Genomic DNA, 15,919 nt, shown 5'->3' with positions numbered 1-15,919 from the left:
TGCTAGCCAGCGGGGCGTCGCTCCGTCGTCAGCCGCGACGGCAGCATCCGCTGGTCCCGGAACTCATCCTTGTGGGTTGAGCGCGCAGGCACGCCCGGGAACGGTGGAGGGCACATCCGTTGATCGGATGTGCCCTCCACCGACGAGTCCTCCAACGTGGCTCAGGCCCGGCCTACCTGGACCTTCGGCGACGTCGCCGCGGACGTCGCCGCGGGGCGTTGCGGTACCACCACGAGCCCGTAGTTGTAGTTGGCCATCAGCAGATCCTTCAGGCCGTCGTTGTTGATGTCGGCGACCGCGAGCCCGCGCGGGGTGAAGGAACTGGCGGGCGGCAGCTGGGAGACGCGGAACTCGTTGCCCAGCCAGCCGTCCGGCCGTTGCAGCAGGACGCCCGCAGAGGTCATGTTCTTGAGCATTGACCATGAGGCACTGCTCCTCATGGCTCAGGCCACCCCAGGTACGCACGGGCCGATCGTGGCACAACATCTGCAACCGCACCTCGACCTCTTCGTGCGGAAAGAACGATCAACCGGCGATGAGCTGCGCGGGTAGCAGCGCTGAACTGCCCGAACGCCTCATCAGCGTCCATGGGCGTCCGGCCTCGGTCGCGTCCGTCGTCACCCAGTTGGTCATCCAACCCGACCGTCAGACGTTGAAGCGGAACTTAGACCGGCCGACTCACCCAGCAGGGCGGGCAGGTCGCCAAGGGTGGCGAACGCACGTCCGCCCCAGCTCGGGTCGGTGTCGTTGTGCTCAGTGGTACGAAGCACGGTCATACCGACCGCTGCCGCGCCGGCCAGTTCGCCGTCTGCGCCGTCACCGACGAAGACGCACTCTGCCGGCGCGACGCCCAACCGCTCAGCGGCAATGCGGTAGATCTCCGGGTGGGGCTTGGCCAGCCCGACTTCGCAGGAGAAGACCGCGACGTCGAAGCAGCGGGCAAGCGGGCTCTGCGGCCACGCCTCGGCGGTCTCCGAGGTGGCGTTGCTGATAAGGGCCAGCGGATGCCCGTCGTCGCGCAGCGCATCAAGCACGTCCAGGGTGGCGGTCGAGACAGTGCCCAGCACCCGGCGCGCGAGGGCTCGCCGATGTCCACCGGCCTGTGTCACCTGTGCGTCGGTTGGCGTGCCACCAAGCCGTCCGGCGAGAATGCGAACGGTCTCCTCCACGTCCCACCGGACCAGCCGGTCACGCCAGGTGGCGTGGTACGCAGCGATCAGCGCGGACGGAGCCACCCCGACCACGAGCGCCATCTCGCCGACTACCCGGTCACGCTCGTCATCGGCACCGTGAACCAGGGTATGGAAGAGATCGAAGATCACTGGCCGAGACATGTGCGCATCCTACTGAGATCGTCACCGCTGTCGCCTTGCTTGCCATCCCGCCTGCCGCCGACCCGCCCTCCTGGGGAGCGGGCCGCCACCCCGGTCCACCACGTCAAGACGGCCTTGACGCACGTTCGGACGCTGGCCTCGATGCGGCCAACGTCCGCCGGGCCTTCCGCCGGGTCGCAACCCTGGCTGGCCTCGATCCGGCCGCAGTTGGTCACCCAGGAAGCACTAGAGGGCACATCCATGGATCGGATGTGCCCTCTGACCTGGTCGGGGTGGCCGGATTCGAACCGACGACCTCTTCGTCCCGAACGAAGCGCGCTACCAAGCTGCGCCACACCCCGAGGCGTGCCGACAAATAGTAGCCCACCCGCCCCGATGGTCAAACTCGGTACCCCCGCTGCCCGGACCCCGCGCAGGCCTCAAGATCCGCGCAACTTCCCCGATGTTGCTGCCTCGGCGCGGGCTGAGGCATCAACATCCCTGATGTTGCGCGGATCTTGAGGCCTGCGCGGGGCGCAGGGGTGTGCGCGGATCTTGAGGCCCGCGCGGGCGCAGGGGTGTGCGCGGGCGCGGGGGTGTGCGCGGATCTTGAGGCCTGCGCGGGGCGCAGGGGTGTGGGCGGGTCAGCGGGGGATGAGGGTGAGGATGCTGGCCTCCGGGGGGCAGGCGAAGCGGATCGGGGCGGTGGGGTGGGTGCCGAGGCCGGCGGAGACGTGCAGCCAGGAGTCCGAGCCCGGCCAGCGGTGCAGACCGCGCGCCATCGAGCGGGGCAGGCCGCAGTTGGTGACAAGCGCACCGAAGCCCGGTACGCAGACCTGACCGCCGTGGGTGTGCCCGGCCAGCATCAGCCCGAAGCCGTCCGCCGCCATCTGGTCGAGCACCCGTGGCTCCGGGGAGTGCGTCAGCGCGATGGACAGATCGGCCGACGACGAGACAGCGCCAGCCACCGAGGGGTAGTCGTCCCGGTCGATGTGGGGGTCGTCCACGCCGACCAGGTCGAGCTGCCGACCGCCGGCCTTCAACGTGGTCCGGACGTTGTTGAGGTCCGCCCAGCCGGCGCCGGTGAACACCTGACGCAGCTCCTCGTAGGGGAGCTCGACGCCCTCGGTGTATTCACGGTCGGGCAGGAAGTAGGTGAACGGGTTCTTCAGGACCGGCCCGGTGTAGTCGTTGGAGCCGAACACGAACGCCCCCGGATAGTCCAGCAGCGGCTGTAGGGCGCGCAGCACCCCGGGCACCGCGTCCGGGTGGGCCATGTTGTCGCCGGTCACCACCACCAGGTCGGGGTCGAGGGCGGCCAGCGACGCCACCCAGCGCTGCTTGCGCGCCTGGTCGGGCATCATGTGCAGGTCCGACAGGTGGAGCACACGCAGCGGCTCCGCGTCGGCCGGCAGCACCGGCACGTCGTACCGCCGCAGGGTGAACATGTTGCGCTCGATGAGCGACGCGTACGCGAGGGTGGCCGCGCCGACCGTGGCGGTTCCGGCGGCAAGCCGGAATAGTGTGCGCTTTCGCATGGCGTTCAGGGTAGTTTGACCGTCCATGAGCACGCTGAAGGACCGCCTCACTGCCGACATGCGTTCCGCGCTCAAGGCGCGCGACGAGCTGACCACCTCCACGCTGCGGATGGCTCTGGCCGCCGTCGGCACCGCGGAGGTCGCTGGCAAGGCCAAGCGCGAGCTCACCGATGACGAGGTGCTCGCCGTGTTGACCAAGGAAGCCAAGAAGCGCCGGGAGGCAGCCACCGCGTTCGCCGACGCCGGCCGCGCCGAGCAGGCCGCGAAGGAGTCGGCCGAGGGTGAGGTGCTGGACCGCTACCTGCCCAAGCAGCTCTCGGACGCCGAGCTGGCCGAGCTGGTGTCGGGGGCGCTCGCCGCGGGCGGCTTCACCGGCAAGGCCCAGATGGGCCCGGCCATGAAGGCGGCCCAGGCCGCGGTGGCGGGCCAGGCCGAGGGCGGCCGGGTGGCTTCCGAGGTACGCCGACAGCTGGGCCTCTGACCCGCCAGCGGCACCGCGACTGGCACCCTCGGGATCGGTAGCCGGTCAACCGGACAGACGAACGGGCGGGCACCCGAGAAGGGTGCCCGCCCGTTGTGTCCTGCTCGTCGGCTCAGCCGCCGGGACGACCACCGCCACCGGGTCGACCGGGCGGGTTGCCAGGCTGCCCGGGGCCACCGGGACCACCGGTGTTGCCCGGCGTGGTGCCGCCACCACCGTTGCTGACCTCGATGGTGACCACGCCACCCTTGATGGTGCGCCCGTCCGGGCTGGTGCCGTGGGCGGTGCCCGGAGGACAGGAAGACTTGACCTTGGTGTCGGAGACCACCGGCTCGAAGCCGGCACCCTTGATCCGGGACTTCGCCTGATCCAGCGGGATGCAGCTCACGCTCGGGATGCTCCGCTGGTCGCCCTCGGAGATCTTCTGGCCCGGCGGCTCGAACTGGATCGCCTTCTTGCCCTTCATGGCGTCCCGCAGCGTCTCCCACACCGGCGGGTTGATGCCGTCCTTCTCCCCGTGCTTCATCTTCACGTTGGTCTGCGGCCAGTCCGGGTCGGCCATGATGCCCGCCACCGCGTACTGCTTGGTCATCGCGACCAGTGCGGCGGTCTTCTCCGAGTCGGTGGTGCCGGACTTGCCGGCCACCGGGTAACCGACGTCGTTGCGGACGTTGCCGGCAGTGGCTCCCGCGCACCGGGAGGACGACGACTTGTCACCGACCGGGCATCTGGCCGCGTCCACCGCGGCGCGGGCCACGTCGGTGCTGAACCGCTTCTCGCAGCGCGGGTTGGCGATGTCGAGCTTGTTGCCCTCCGGGTCGCGGATCTCCTGCACCGGGATCGGTTCGCAGTACGTGCCGTCCGCGGCCAGGGTGGCGTAGGCGTTGGCCAGATCCAGCGGGGTGGTCTGCGAGACGCCCAGGGTGAACGCGCCCCACTGGTGCGCACCCTTCTCCAGGTCCAGATCCTCCTGGGACCGGAAGTTGATGCCCAGCCGCTTGGCGGCCTTGACCACGTTCTCCGCGCCGACCTGCTGCTGCAGTGGCACGAAGTAGGTGTTCACCGAGCGGCCGAACGCGGTCCACATGTTGTGTGGGCCGGCCATGCTCTCGGTCGAGTTGGTGGGGCAGTAGAAGTTGGTGCCTGGGCAGGCGGCGGGGCCCGGCTGGATGATGTATTCCGATTTGAACTGCTTCTGCGCGTTGATCGGGTAGCTGAGCGGGATGCCCTTTTCCAACGCCGCCACGATCGTGAACATCTTGAAGGTCGAGCCGGCCTGATAACCGGTGATGCCGTCGCCACCGGTGAGCAGGGGGTTGACCGTCGCCGGGTAGTTGCCCCGGATCTTCTTCTTGCTCTTCGCGGGATCGCTGGAGATTTTGTTCTTCGGGTTCTTCGGGTCGTCCAGCTTGAACTGCCGGTTGACAGCCAGCGCCCGGACCCGGCCGGTGCCGGGCTCGACCACCGCGACCATGGCGGCTTCCTTGCTGTTCTCGCTCTTGGCCTTCCGGACCGCCTTGTCGGCGCCCTTCTGCGCCTGGACGTCGATCGACGTCACGACGGTGTAGCCGCCGCTCTTCAGCCGCCGCTCCCGGTCGTACGAGGTCGAACCGAACGTCTCCTGCTGCATCCACCAGCGGTAGAAGTAGTCGCAGAAGAAGCCCCAGCTGTTGACGTTGGCGGAAACGCAACCGTTCGGGGTGCGCTTGTCCTTCACCTCGAGCTTGACGGCCTTGGCCGCATCGGCCTCCTGCTGGGTGATGGCCTGGATCTCGACCATGTTCTGGATGACGTAGTCACGGCGGTCCAGAGCGAGCGGGTAGCCGGCCTTGGTGGTCGGGTCGTTCGTCGTCGGGGCCTTGACCATGCCGGCCAGCAGTGCCGCTTCCTCGATCTTGAGCTTGCTCGGCGGCTTACCGAAGTAGACCTGGCTGGCGGCGAAGATGCCGTACGCGCCGTTGCCGAATGAGGCGAGGTTGAGGTAGCGGGTGAGGATCTCGTCCTTGGAGAATTCCTTGTCGACCTGGAGGGCCAACCGCATCTCGCGGAGCTTGCGGGCGCTGGTGTCCTCGGTCGCCGCGACCACGTCGGCCGGGTGGGTGGCCGAGTAGGCGATGGCCAGCCGGACGTACTGCATGGTCAGCGTCGAGGCGCCCTGCCGGCCGGAGCCCTCGGCCTGGTTGTTGACGAACGCGCGTGCGACACCGTTGATGTCGACGCCGTTGTGCTTGTAGAAGTCGTGGTCCTCGGCCGCGATGATGGCCTTCTGCATGTAGGGAGAGATGTCGGCGAGCTTCACGTCGCGCCGGTTCTCGTCGTACATCGTTGCGAGCGGTGTCTTGCCGTCCGAGGCCAGCAGGTAGCTGATCTGCGGCGCTCGGGCCACCGTCAGCTCCGTGGGCAGGTTGCCGAATGTCTCGGCGCCCGCCTTCGCGGCCAAGCCGGACATCGCCACCGCGGGGAAGGCCGCCGCAGCGACCACTACGCCGGCCAACAGGCCACACACGAGTAGCGATGCGGCGTTGGTCAGCACATTGTGGTCACGTTTCCGCATCCAGGTCACCTCAGCAGGGTACGCGAGTAGGGAACGAGGTGCGCTGGGGCGTTCTTTCCCCATTTCCTGCGTGCGCTGCCCTCGTTGTGCTAAACGCACGACCCCCCGTGCTTGGTTGCGTGTGACCTGGCGTGAGTCTCCTCCGATTCAGGGAGGCGGCGCGGCGTTATCGCTGACCTCGGCGGGGTAACCGGCGGTTGAAGGCCCGGGAAGCCGGGAGTGTCCGGAATGATGGATTTCGCCGACAACGTTGCGTAATCGGGTGACTACAGAGCATGATGGGGGCGGCGACAGCGCCACATGTCGTCCGCGCCGCCTTGGGGAAGGCAGGCCGGGCGATCGGGGGGAATTGCCGGCTGACGTGCATCGACGAGGTCGGTAGGTACTGCAAGGGGGGACGTGTACACATGGGCATGATCACTGACTGGCCGTCGCTGGCGGCATGTCAGAACGGGGACCCGGACGCGTTGTTCGTACAAGGCGCCGAACAGAACGTGGCGAAGCGGATCTGCCGGAGCTGCCCAGTTCGGTACGAGTGCCTGGCCGACGCGCTGGACAACCGGATCGAGTTCGGTGTGTGGGGTGGCATGACCGAACGCGAACGGCGGGCGCTGTTGCGTCGTCACCCGCAGGTGACGAGCTGGCGCAAGATGTTCGAGGCAGCGATGAAGAAGAACAGCAAGGACAAGACCGGCAAGGACAAGATCCTCGTCAGCGCGGCCACCTGACACCGGTCACGGCCGGCTGATCGCCGCGCCGATCGTTCGCAGCCCGTCGACGTCGTGCACGTCGGCGGGCTGCGCCGTCACCGACACCGCCGGCACCGCCGGGAACGCCTCGGTGAACCGCGCGGCGACCTGCTGCTCGCGTACCGCCTGACGAGCCAGCGCCGCGTGCGCCCGCAGCACGTCGGCGGTGGCCTCGTGCCCACCCAGCTCGGTCAGCCGCTCGGCGGCGAGCCGGCTCTGCTCGGCGTCCAGCTCCGGCACCGCCGGTCGGTGCACCCGGTTGAGCACCAGGCCGGCGAGCGGCATCCGCTCGTCCCGCAGACGGCCCGCGAAGTAGGCGGCCTCCCGGACCGCGTCGGGCTCGGGCGCCGCGACCAGCAGGAAGGCCGTCTCCCCGGCCTGGAGGATGCGGTACGTCTGCTCGGCGCGCTGCCGGAAACCACCGAACATCGAGTCCAGTGCGGCCACGAAGCCGGACAGGTCGGTGAGCAGCTGTGCGCCGAGCACCTTCTGCACCACCTTCGAGAACATCCCGAACGAGGCCGTGACCAGGCTGAACATGCTCCGCCCGCCGCTGCGGGCCGGGGCCAGCAGCAGCCGCAGCATCCGGCCGTCGAGAAAGCGGGAGAGCCGGGCCGGCGCGTCCAGGAAATCCAGTGCCGAGCGGGACGGCGGCGTGTCCACCACGATGAGGTCCCATTCGCCCCGGGCGTGCAGCTGGCCCAGCTTCTCCATCGCCATGTATTCCTGCGTGCCGGCGAAGGTCGAGCTCATCGCCTGGTAGAACGGGTTCGCGAAGATCTCCGCGGCCTTCGCCGGATCGGTGTGCTGCAGCACCACGTCGTCGAAGGTGCGCTTCATGTCCAGCATCATGGCGTGCAACTCGCCGCCGCTGCTCTCGACGTCGATGCCCTTGACCTGGCGAGGGGTGTTGTCCAGCTCGGTCAGGCCCAGCGACTGGGCCAGCCGGCGGGCCGGGTCGATGGTGAGCACCACAGTGCGTCGGCCGTGGTGCTCGGCGGCCCGCAGGGCCAGCGCAGCAGCGGTGGTCGTCTTTCCCACTCCGCCGGCACCGCAACACACGACGATCCGCACGCCGGGGTCGGCGAGGATCTGGTCGACGTCCAGCTGCGGCGCCGCGTCTTCGGAAGGCACCAATCGAGCGTATCGGGCCGCGTCGGTCCATGCGCCGGTGCTGAGCTCAGGTGTGAGTCAATCGGCGCTGACGAGGGCCCGGGCCAGTGTCGTGAGGCCCGCACGGTCCACCCCGTCGGGCAGCAACGGCAGCTCGACCATCGGCAGCCCCAACTCCACCAGCTCGGCGCGGAGCGAATCTTCCAGTTCGCGACGGATGACCTGGTCCCGGGCCTCGTCGTGCAAACCGGCCACGGTGTCCCGATCGGCCGGCAGGCCGGCGGCGACCAGCCCACGCCGCAGCTCCGCGGCGGTGATCGCCTGGCCGGCGGGCAGCGGGGGTCGGGCGCCGTTGACGATCACCTTCCCGATGCCGAAGCCGAGCGAGGTCACGTCGGCGATCGCGTCCACCGTCTCCTGCACCGGCATCTCCTCCAGCAACGTGACCACGTGCACAGCGGTCATCGGGGAGCGCAGCAGCGCGGCGACCCCCTCGCTCTGGGTCTTGATCGGGCCCACCTTGGCCAGCCGGGCGGTCTCGGCCGTGACGTTGAGGAAACGACCGATCCGCCCGGTCGGCGGGGCGTCCAGCACCACCGCGTCGTAGACCCGCCGCTGCCCCGAGGTGCGGGTGGTGGCTTCCTTCACCTTGCCGGTGAGCAGCACGTCCCGCAGCCCCGGCGCGATGGTGGTGGCGAAGTCGATGGCACCGAGCTTGCGCAGCGCCCGACCCGCCGCGCCCAGCTTGTAGAACATGTCGAGGTACTCGAGCAGCGCCTCCTCGGCGTCCACCGCGAGAGCGCGTACCTCGCCGCCGTCCGGCGCGTCGGCGAGGTGCCGCTCCTCGTAGGGCAGCGGGTCGATGCCGAACAGCTGGGCGATGCCCTGCCGCCCCTCGACCTCGACCAGCAGGGTGCGCCGGCCGCCGGCGGCGAGCGCCAGGGCCAGGGCCGCCGCGACGCTGGTCTTGCCGGTGCCCCCCTTGCCGGTCACCACATGAAGACGGGCGGACCATCCGGTACCGGCCGGCTCGATCGGCCGCTCAGCTGCACACACCCGTCGAGCCTATCCAGGCCCGACGGTCACGCGACCTCGCAGACCCACCAACCCGTCTTCTGCACCACAGTGAAGCGCAGGTCCTGGTCGGCCACCTTCTCGTCGGAGGTGGTCATGGTGATCCGGGTGGAGACGGTGGCCCGGTCCCCGGTCTGGTTGTCCACCTTCGGGGTGGTCCACCGGAAACGCGGATTCTGGTGCGCTGAGGCGTACTTCTGCACTTCGGCGACCTTCGCGGCGATCTTCTCGTCGTCGCGGGAGGCGGCACAGACCCGATCGGCAGCCTTGGAGGCGTCGCGATCCTTGTAGACCGCGGTGAGGAACTCGTCGACGGCGATCGCAGGCTCCTTCGCGCCCTCGCCGGTCTCGGCATTGCGCAGGGTCAGGAACGCCACCACGCCGCCGCCCACGCAGAGCACCATGATCACGACCAGTGCGATCGCCGCGATCAGCAGGCCGCGCTTCTTCTTCGGCGCGGCCGTGCCCTGGTAGGGCGGGTACCCCGACGGCGGTGGCGGGATCTCCGGGCTGCCCGGCTGGGTCGGTGCCGCGGTCGAAGTGGAGCCACCCGGCCCCTCCGGCTGCCCGGCACCCTCAGCACCACTCGACTGGCTGGGGAAGGCCGGTCGGGAGGGAGCGGCCGGCCCAGCGGGGAGCGCCGGCTGGGCCGGGGACGCGGGGAGGGCGAGCCGCCCGGCCGGTGCGGCGGGGGCTGGCTGGGCAGGAATGCTCGGAGAGCCGGGCTGACCGGCGGGATCCGGGTGGGCCGGCGGGTGAGCGGGTGGGCCGGCCTGGTCGCCGCTGGGCGGTTGGGTCATGGTCTTTCCCCCGGGGGTGCGGCGCCCGCCGCCACCCCTGGCGCCGAGCGTGATCGAGCGGGCGTCCGGGCGCAGCGCGACCGTCCGACCGGAAGGGTAGCGGTCGATGAGCGGATCGGCGTCGCCCCTGCCATGCCGCGCGGGCCGTCGGTTCGGTCGGTGATGAGCCGCGCTCGGTTTGGCAGTCCATCCTCCGACTGTCGATCTGTCGCATATGTGACTGTTGGTGGCCGTTGTGCGCGTCCTATTGGCGGGACTGCGGCCACCGACCTACCTTCGTCCCGGTGCGGGGGCCGGAACGGACGAATGGGTTCGGACCGGAAGCATGATCCGAGAGGTACGACCGGAGGCAGTGCATGCGCGACGCGGACAACATCCCTCGCACCCAGTTCCCGACCAACGACCGGCCGCGCCGGCCCGGGTCCGTGGTCGAGACCGGCGGGCCCGTCGGCAGCCAGCCGGTAAACGAACGGTCGTACCGCCGGATGCCGGAGCAGACGGAGGCGGCTCGGGCGCCGGGCCGCCCCGCCGAGCGGGCCCGCGACGACGACGAGCCGGGCTTCGTCATCCACCTGCCGATCCGGGTGCCGAGTCTGGCCGCGGCGACCGTGCTGGCCGGCCGGGTCGCGGTGTCCCTGGGCTTCCTGCCCGAGCTGGACGCCGGCGAGACCACCGTGTCCAACGCCGACGACCAGAACAACCGGCACCGGGTGTTCTGCGACCTGCTGCTGCCCGACCGCTCCCGCTGCCCCCAGGGATACGAGCACGAAGGGCTCTGCGGGGAGCTGCCGGCCGCTCCGGAGCAGCGTCCCGCACCTCGCCCCGCCAGCGGACCGTAGGCTGTCCCTCGAACAATTCCGCACCGAGAGGGAGCCCTTCAGCGATGCAGAAGTGGGAATACTCCACGGTCCCGCTGCTGGTCCACGCGACCAAGCAGATCCTCGACAACTGGGGCGAGGACGGGTGGGAGCTCGTCGCCGTGATCCCCGGGCCCAATCCGGACCAGCTGGTCGCCTACCTGAAGCGGCCCAAGGCGTGAGCAACGGTCCGCACGCGAAACTCGCCGAGCTGGGGTTCGAACTGCCCGAGGTCGTGCCACCGGTGGCCAGTTACGTGCCGGCCGTACAGTCCGGGCAGCACGTGTACGTCTCCGGCCAGCTGCCGATCGCCGAGGGCAAGCTGCTCGCGACCGGCAAGGTCGGCGCCGGGATCTCCGCCGAGCAGGCGAAGGATCTGGCCCAGCGGTGCGCGCTCAACGCGCTGGCCGCTGTCGACTCGCTCGTCGGCCTGGAGAACGTCGTCAAGGTCGTCAAGGTGACGGGTTTCGTGGCCTCCGCGCCCGGCTTCACCGGTCAGCCGGCGGTGATCAACGGTGCCTCCGACCTCTTCGGGACCGTCTTCGGCGAGGCTGGCCGCCACGCCCGCAGCGCGGTTGGAGTGGCCGAACTGCCCCTCGACGCCCCGGTGGAGATCGAGCTCATCGTCGAGGTCGCCTGACGCGTCACCAGCACCCCCGCGATCCGCGCTCAGGAGGGGCCCCTTCCTCGCCACCAGGCGTCGACGGGGCCCTTCCTCCGGGTTCGGTGGGCAAGATCGTGGGGTGTTGCGGGCGGGGTCGTACCATCGCAGCCATGAGCGGGCACGTGACGGCACCGGCTGCGGCGCTGGCCGACGAGCTGCCGACCTGGGTGACACTGCTGCGTGCACCGAACCCGGGGCCGATGACCCTCGACGGCACCAACACCTGGGTTCTGCGCGCCCCGTCGGCCGAGCACGCCGTCGTGGTCGACCCGGGGCCGGCGGACGAGGGACACCTGACCCGGATCGCCGAGCACGGCCCGATCGGGCTGGTCCTGATCACCCACGGCCACCCCGACCACACCGAGGGCTCCGCCCGGCTGAGCGAACTGCTCGGCGGCGTGCACGTCCTCGCCGTCGACCCGGCGCACACCCTCGGCGGCGAGCCACTGACCGAACCGGGCGAACGCCTCGGCGGTTTCGGCCTGGAGATCAGCCTGCTGGGCACTCCAGGGCACACCGCCGACTCGGTCTGCTTCCTGGTCGGGCACGGTGACGAGCGGGTGGTGTTCACCGGCGACACCATTCTCGGCAGGGGCACCACCGTGGTCGCCCATCCGGACGGGCACCTCGGTGACTACCTGACCAGCTTGGAGTTGCTGTCCGCGTACCGGGGGATCCCGGCGTTGCCCGGGCACGGCCCGGCGCTGGCCGACTGCGCAGCCGCCGCCGACTTCTACCTCGCGCACCGTCGCGCCCGGCTCGACCAGGTCCGGGCGGCGGTCGCGGCCGGCGCCCGCACGCCCGCCGACGTGGTGGCTGCGGTCTACGCGGACGTGGACCGCTCGCTCTGGTGGGCGGCCGAGTGGTCGGTCCGTGCGCAGCTTGAGTATCTGGGTGTCGGCATCGGGGAATCTGCGCCGGGGGTCAGTGGGTTGGAGCACATGTGACCTGCCCCGTGTGTGGAACCGTCGCCGTTCCCGGCGCGCGGTTCTGCCACAACTGCGGTGCCGCGCTGCCGGCCGCCGCTACGTTGCCGGCAGCCGAGCGCCGGGTGGTCACCGTGCTCTTCGGCGACCTCTCCGAGTTCACCTCCTGGTCGGAGGACCTCGACCCGGAACGGGTCGGTGCGGTCACCGACCGGGTGCTCGCCGCGCTCGCCGGTGCGGTGAAGACCTTCGGCGGGCACGTCGACAAGCTGACCGGCGACGGGATCATGGCCGTCTTCGGCGCCCCGGTGGCGCATGAGGACGACGCCGAACGCGCCGTCCGGGCCGCCCTGTCCATGCAGCGGGCCGTCCGCCGGGTGCTCGACGACGAGCGGGGCGGCGGCGCGCCGCTCGGGCTGCGCGTCGGGTTGAACACCGGCGACGTCATCGCCGGCATCCAGGCCGCCATCGAATACACGGTCATCGGCGACACGGTGAACACGGCCGCCCGGCTGGCCGACGCCGCAGCGGTCGGCGCGGTCTACGCCGGCGGTCGCACCGCCGCCGCCACCCGACACGTGTCGTCCTGGCGGGCGCTGCGCCCGCTGCGGCTCAAGGGCAAGCGTGAGCCGGTCGAGGCGTACGAGCTGCTGGGCCTGCTGGACGCACCGGGCACCCGCTCGGGGCTGGGCGACGAAGCGCCGTACGTCGGCCGGGAGACGGAGATCGGTCGGGTCGCCGGCCGGCTCGCCGAGGTGATCGACCAGGGTGACCCGCGGGTGCTGCTGATGACCGCCGAGGCGGGCATCGGCAAGTCCCGGTTCGCCGCGGAGGTCGAGCGCCTCGCCGCCGGGTACGACGTGGGCGCTGGCCGGTACGCGGCGCACACGGGCGCCCGGGTGCTGTCGGTGCGGTGTGCCGCCTTCGGTGAGCGACGTCGGCTCGCGCCGTTGGCCGACCTGGTGCGAGCCGCCGTCGGCCTGCCCAGTGACGCCTCCACCGCACTGACCCGACCGGCCGTGGACGAGAGGCTGCGACGGCTCGGGCAGCGGCTCGCCCGCTCCGGCGGCGAGACCACCCCGATCGCCGTCGAGCAGCTGCTCGCCCTGCTCGGCTACGGCGAACTTCCGGCCCACGGCGGCACCGACTCGGGCGAGTGGGGCGGGTCGAGCGTCCCGGCCGCGGATGCCGAGGCGGTGCCTAACGCGGTCGCCAACCTGCTCAGCGGGCTCGCCTCGGAAGCGCCACTGGTGATCGTGGTGGACGACCTGCACGACGCCACCCCCGAGACGATCAGTGCCCTCGGGCTGACCCTGTCCCGGCTCACCGGCCCGGTGCTGGTGCTGCTGCTCGGCCGGCCGGAGCTGGTGCGTACGGCCGGCGCGCTGACCCGGGTCGCGGACGCCGAGGTGCACTCCCTGCCGCCACTGCGCGGTGCCGACGCGGCGCGGCTGCTCACCAGCTACCTCAGCGGCGGCAAGCTGCCGCAGGCCGACACGGACCGGCTGCTCGCCACCGCTCAGGGCAACCCCTTCTACCTGGCCGAGCTGGTCACCCTGCTCATCGAGCGCGGAGCGCTCACCACGGAAACAGCGCGCGGTATCCGCGCTGCGGAAACAGCGCGCGGTATCCGCGCTGCGGAGGCAGCGCGTGGTGTGCGCGCCTCGGAGGCAGCGCGTGGTGCCGGTGCCTCGGAGGCGGCGCGCGGTGCGCGTGCCTCGGTTGATCGTCCCGGCTCCGGCGAACGCGACCAGAGCCCGTCGACGGGTTGGCGGTTGGTGCCCGGGTCGCTGGGCAGCCGGCTGCTCTCCCGCGACCTCGCCGCCGTCCTCGCCGCCCGGATCGACGCGCTGCCACCGGACGCCCGTTCGGTGCTGCGTGACGCCGCGGTCATCGGTGACGCGGTGCCGACCGGGGCCCTGGAGGCGATGCGTGAGCAGCGCGCCGGCCGCGACGGCCGGCCGTCGGCCGTGGTCGCCGTGGAACTCGACAGGGCTGTCGAGGAGCTGCTGCAACGTCGGATGCTGCACCGCTCCCGCACCGGCTACTCGTTCGCGACCCCGCTGATGCGGGAGGCCGCGTACGCAGGGGTGAGCAAGGCGGAACTGGCCGAGCGGCACGCCGCGCTGGCCCGCTGGGCGGCGCCCGCGAACGAGGCCGCCGCCGGGGCACCGGGCGGGTTCACCGACGAGGCCCGGGACGACTTCGTGGCGATGCACGTCGAGCGGGCCGCCACGCTCGCCGACGCAGTGAAGTTGCGCCCGGACGCGCCGGCCCGGGCGGTGGTCCCGCTCGGCGTCGCCGCGCTCGGCCGGGCCGCCCGCCGGTCGCTGTCCGCCGGTGAGCCGGTGCTGGCCGTGGAGTACGCCGAGCGCGCCACCGAGTTGGCTCGCGACGGCATGCCGGCGGCCGATCGGGTGGTGCACGCACGGGCGCTGCTCCAGGTCGGCCGGGTGACCGACGCGCTGGCGTACGCCGAGAAGATCGCCGCGAACGCGGGGGACGAGGTCACCCGGGTCAGCGCGCTGCTGCTCGCGGGGCAGGCCCAGGAAACCCTCGGTGATCAGGGTCGGGCGGTGACCGCCTGGCAGGAGGCGTTGCAGGTGGCCACGGCGGGCCAGTTGCCCATCCAACGTGCCACGGCGATGCGCCGGCTCGGCATGGCCGACTTCGTGGCTGGCCGGCTGAGTCAGGCGAGCAGCCGGTTGGCTGCCGCGTACCAGGTCAGCCTCGGCGCGAAGGACCGACGCGGGCAGGCCTGGTCGTTGCAGAACCTGGCCTGGGTGACCACCACCCGGGGTGACTTCGCCGGCACCGACGCGGTGCTCGGCAGGGCTGCCCGGCTCTTCGCCGAGCTGAAGGACCCGTACGGGCGGGCCTGGCTGCGCGGCACCACGGCGTTCGCCCGACTGCTCGCCGGCCGACTGCGCGAGGCGTGTCGGATGGCGCAGGTGTTCCTGCCCTTCGGGGAGCGGGTCGGTGAGGCGTGGGCGGTGGGCACGCTTCGTGCGGTGGCCGCCTTCGCCACCGCCGAGCTGGGTGACCTGGCCGAGGCGGACCGGGAGGCCCGGCGGGCGTACCGGGAGTTCGCCGCCGCCTCCGACGACTGGGGGCGCGGGTTCGCGCTGGTGGTGCGCGCGGTGGTGGCGCGTGGGCTGGGCGAGCCGGAGCACGCGGCGGACCTGCTCACCGACGCCCTCGCGTACGCGGAGCGCACCTCGCACCCGTTGCTCACCGGGATGGCCGGCACGCTGCGCGGCTTCGTCGCGTTGGACATGGGCGACTGCGAGACGGCCGAGCGGGTGGCCCGCTCGGTGCTGACCGCTGTGGAGCCGCACAACCCGCAGGCCCCGGCGCAGGTGGCGCCCCGGGTGCTGCTGGCGACGGCACGTCTGGCCGCCGGTGACTCGGCGACTGCGGTCGGGTTGCTCGCCCCGGTGGCCACGGCCGCCGCGAACGCGCCCTCGCTGCTCTTCTCCCGGCGCCAGACGATGGCCCAGTACGCGGCGGCGCTGCTCGCCCACGGTCAGCGGGAGCAGGCGTTGGACTGGGCCCGCCGGGCGGTCACCGCGCCGGCCGAGGACGTGCGCAGTCAGGTGATCGCGGCCAGCGTGCTGGCCGAGGCGCTGGCTGCCTGCGGCCAGCCGACGGAGGCCCTGGCCAGCGCGGACGAGGCGGTCCGCCTGGCGTACGCGACCGAGCAGCGCAGCGAACGCGCCGCCGCCGACGCCCTCCGCGCCCGCCTGACCCCCGCCCTCACCTGACCCCACCCGGCACGGTTTCTGCCGGTTCCGGGGATGTGGCGGTCGGGGTGAGCGGCTAGCGTGTCACCACCGTGTGCCGGTCCACA

At 71.4% G+C, this 15,919-nt stretch carries 13 protein-coding genes, 1 tRNA gene and 1 pseudogene; 7 read left to right on the top strand and 8 right to left on the bottom strand.

The annotated features are described in order from the left end of the window. Nucleotides 1-161: 161 nt before the first annotated feature. The 4 genes from AC3CF1_RS18175 to AC3CF1_RS18160 form a co-directional block, all read right to left on the bottom strand. Nucleotides 162-404, bottom strand: a complete 243-nt coding sequence (locus AC3CF1_RS18175; RefSeq protein ID WP_328369287.1) for an FG-GAP repeat domain-containing protein — start codon at nucleotides 402-404, stop codon at nucleotides 162-164. Between the two features lie 225 nt (nucleotides 405-629). Next, complete coding sequence (locus AC3CF1_RS18170) at nucleotides 630-1,334, bottom strand: HAD family hydrolase (protein WP_355160166.1); 705 nt, start codon at nucleotides 1,332-1,334, stop codon at nucleotides 630-632. A 264-nt stretch (nucleotides 1,335-1,598) separates the two neighbouring features. Further along, nucleotides 1,599-1,675, bottom strand: a tRNA-Pro gene (locus tag AC3CF1_RS18165). Between the two features lie 282 nt (nucleotides 1,676-1,957). Further along, nucleotides 1,958-2,851 carry a metallophosphoesterase gene (locus AC3CF1_RS18160; protein WP_141911651.1) on the bottom strand — a complete coding sequence of 298 codons (894 nt, stop codon included), beginning with the start codon at nucleotides 2,849-2,851 and terminating at the stop codon, nucleotides 1,958-1,960. A gap of 25 nt (nucleotides 2,852-2,876) precedes the next feature. Here AC3CF1_RS18160 and AC3CF1_RS18155 point away from each other — a divergent pair, with 25 nt between their 5' ends. Beyond that, entirely contained in the window at nucleotides 2,877-3,332 is a 456-nt protein-coding gene (locus AC3CF1_RS18155; RefSeq protein ID WP_088950579.1) for a GatB/YqeY domain-containing protein, read from the top strand. Nucleotides 3,333-3,444: 112 nt separating this feature from the next. On the opposite strand, the gene AC3CF1_RS18150 is transcribed toward AC3CF1_RS18155, so the two are convergent. Next, nucleotides 3,445-5,886 (bottom strand): penicillin-binding protein, encoded by a 2,442-nt coding sequence (locus AC3CF1_RS18150; protein WP_488450895.1) that lies wholly within the window; start codon nucleotides 5,884-5,886, stop codon nucleotides 3,445-3,447. Nucleotides 5,887-6,293: 407 nt separating this feature from the next. Between AC3CF1_RS18150 and AC3CF1_RS18145 the strand changes: the two genes are divergently transcribed. Continuing rightward, nucleotides 6,294-6,614 carry a WhiB family transcriptional regulator gene (locus tag AC3CF1_RS18145; RefSeq protein WP_238646800.1) on the top strand — a complete coding sequence of 107 codons (321 nt, stop codon included), beginning with the start codon at nucleotides 6,294-6,296 and terminating at the stop codon, nucleotides 6,612-6,614. Between the two features lie 6 nt (nucleotides 6,615-6,620). On the opposite strand, the gene bagB is transcribed toward AC3CF1_RS18145, so the two are convergent. The 3 genes and pseudogenes from bagB to AC3CF1_RS18130 form a co-directional block, all read right to left on the bottom strand. Further along, the gene (bagB, locus tag AC3CF1_RS18140) at nucleotides 6,621-7,772 is read right to left on the bottom strand and encodes an ArsA family ATPase (protein ID WP_172862126.1); all 1,152 of its coding nucleotides are present in this window, start codon (nucleotides 7,770-7,772) and stop codon (nucleotides 6,621-6,623) included. A gap of 54 nt (nucleotides 7,773-7,826) precedes the next feature. Then, complete coding sequence (gene bagA / locus AC3CF1_RS18135; protein WP_330464826.1) at nucleotides 7,827-8,804, bottom strand: ATPase BagA; 978 nt, start codon at nucleotides 8,802-8,804, stop codon at nucleotides 7,827-7,829. 26 nt (nucleotides 8,805-8,830) lie between these two features. Beyond that, a pseudogene (locus AC3CF1_RS18130) lies at nucleotides 8,831-9,418 on the bottom strand (Rv0361 family membrane protein); the annotation flags it as partial. A gap of 560 nt (nucleotides 9,419-9,978) precedes the next feature. Between AC3CF1_RS18130 and AC3CF1_RS18125 the strand changes: the two are divergent. The 5 genes from AC3CF1_RS18125 (at nucleotide 9,979) to AC3CF1_RS18105 (ending at nucleotide 15,833) form a co-directional block, all read left to right on the top strand. Continuing rightward, complete coding sequence (locus AC3CF1_RS18125; RefSeq protein ID WP_141911644.1) at nucleotides 9,979-10,461, top strand: hypothetical protein; 483 nt, start codon at nucleotides 9,979-9,981, stop codon at nucleotides 10,459-10,461. A gap of 44 nt (nucleotides 10,462-10,505) precedes the next feature. After that, on the top strand, nucleotides 10,506-10,661 hold the full coding sequence (gene sp36 / locus AC3CF1_RS18120) for a Sp36 family protein (protein WP_088950574.1): 156 nt from the start codon (nucleotides 10,506-10,508) through the stop codon (nucleotides 10,659-10,661). Then, nucleotides 10,658-11,119, top strand: coding sequence for a RidA family protein (locus tag AC3CF1_RS18115; RefSeq protein WP_088950573.1), 462 nt, complete (start codon nucleotides 10,658-10,660; stop codon nucleotides 11,117-11,119). Before sp36 ends, AC3CF1_RS18115 begins: the two co-directional genes overlap by 4 nt. A gap of 134 nt (nucleotides 11,120-11,253) precedes the next feature. Next, a complete protein-coding gene (locus tag AC3CF1_RS18110; protein WP_488450894.1) occupies nucleotides 11,254-12,090 on the top strand; it encodes an MBL fold metallo-hydrolase in 837 nt (278 codons plus the stop codon). After that, on the top strand, nucleotides 12,087-15,833 hold the full coding sequence (locus AC3CF1_RS18105; RefSeq protein WP_488450893.1) for an adenylate/guanylate cyclase domain-containing protein: 3,747 nt from the start codon (nucleotides 12,087-12,089) through the stop codon (nucleotides 15,831-15,833). Before AC3CF1_RS18110 ends, AC3CF1_RS18105 begins: the two co-directional genes overlap by 4 nt. The last annotated feature ends 86 nt before the right edge of the window (nucleotides 15,834-15,919 follow it).

Source organism: Micromonospora sp. MGP-C2, assembly GCF_057766525.1.
The sequence above is the reverse complement of the archived record's forward strand: the minus strand, read 5'-3'. Positions and strand labels throughout refer to the sequence as shown.

Coding starts and splice junctions, on each gene's coding strand:
- AC3CF1_RS18175 (WP_328369287.1), bottom strand. CDS start 404: ATGACCTCTGCGGGCGTCCTGCTGCAACGGCCGGACGGCTGGCTGGGC.
- AC3CF1_RS18170 (WP_355160166.1), bottom strand. CDS start 1,334: ATGTCTCGGCCAGTGATCTTCGATCTCTTCCATACCCTGGTTCACGGT.
- AC3CF1_RS18160 (WP_141911651.1), bottom strand. CDS start 2,851: ATGCGAAAGCGCACACTATTCCGGCTTGCCGCCGGAACCGCCACGGTC.
- AC3CF1_RS18155 (WP_088950579.1), top strand. CDS start 2,877: ATGAGCACGCTGAAGGACCGCCTCACTGCCGACATGCGTTCCGCGCTC.
- AC3CF1_RS18150 (WP_488450895.1), bottom strand. CDS start 5,886: ATGCGGAAACGTGACCACAATGTGCTGACCAACGCCGCATCGCTACTC.
- AC3CF1_RS18145 (WP_238646800.1), top strand. CDS start 6,294: ATGGGCATGATCACTGACTGGCCGTCGCTGGCGGCATGTCAGAACGGG.
- AC3CF1_RS18125 (WP_141911644.1), top strand. CDS start 9,979: ATGCGCGACGCGGACAACATCCCTCGCACCCAGTTCCCGACCAACGAC.
- sp36 (WP_088950574.1), top strand. CDS start 10,506: ATGCAGAAGTGGGAATACTCCACGGTCCCGCTGCTGGTCCACGCGACC.
- AC3CF1_RS18110 (WP_488450894.1), top strand. CDS start 11,254: ATGAGCGGGCACGTGACGGCACCGGCTGCGGCGCTGGCCGACGAGCTG.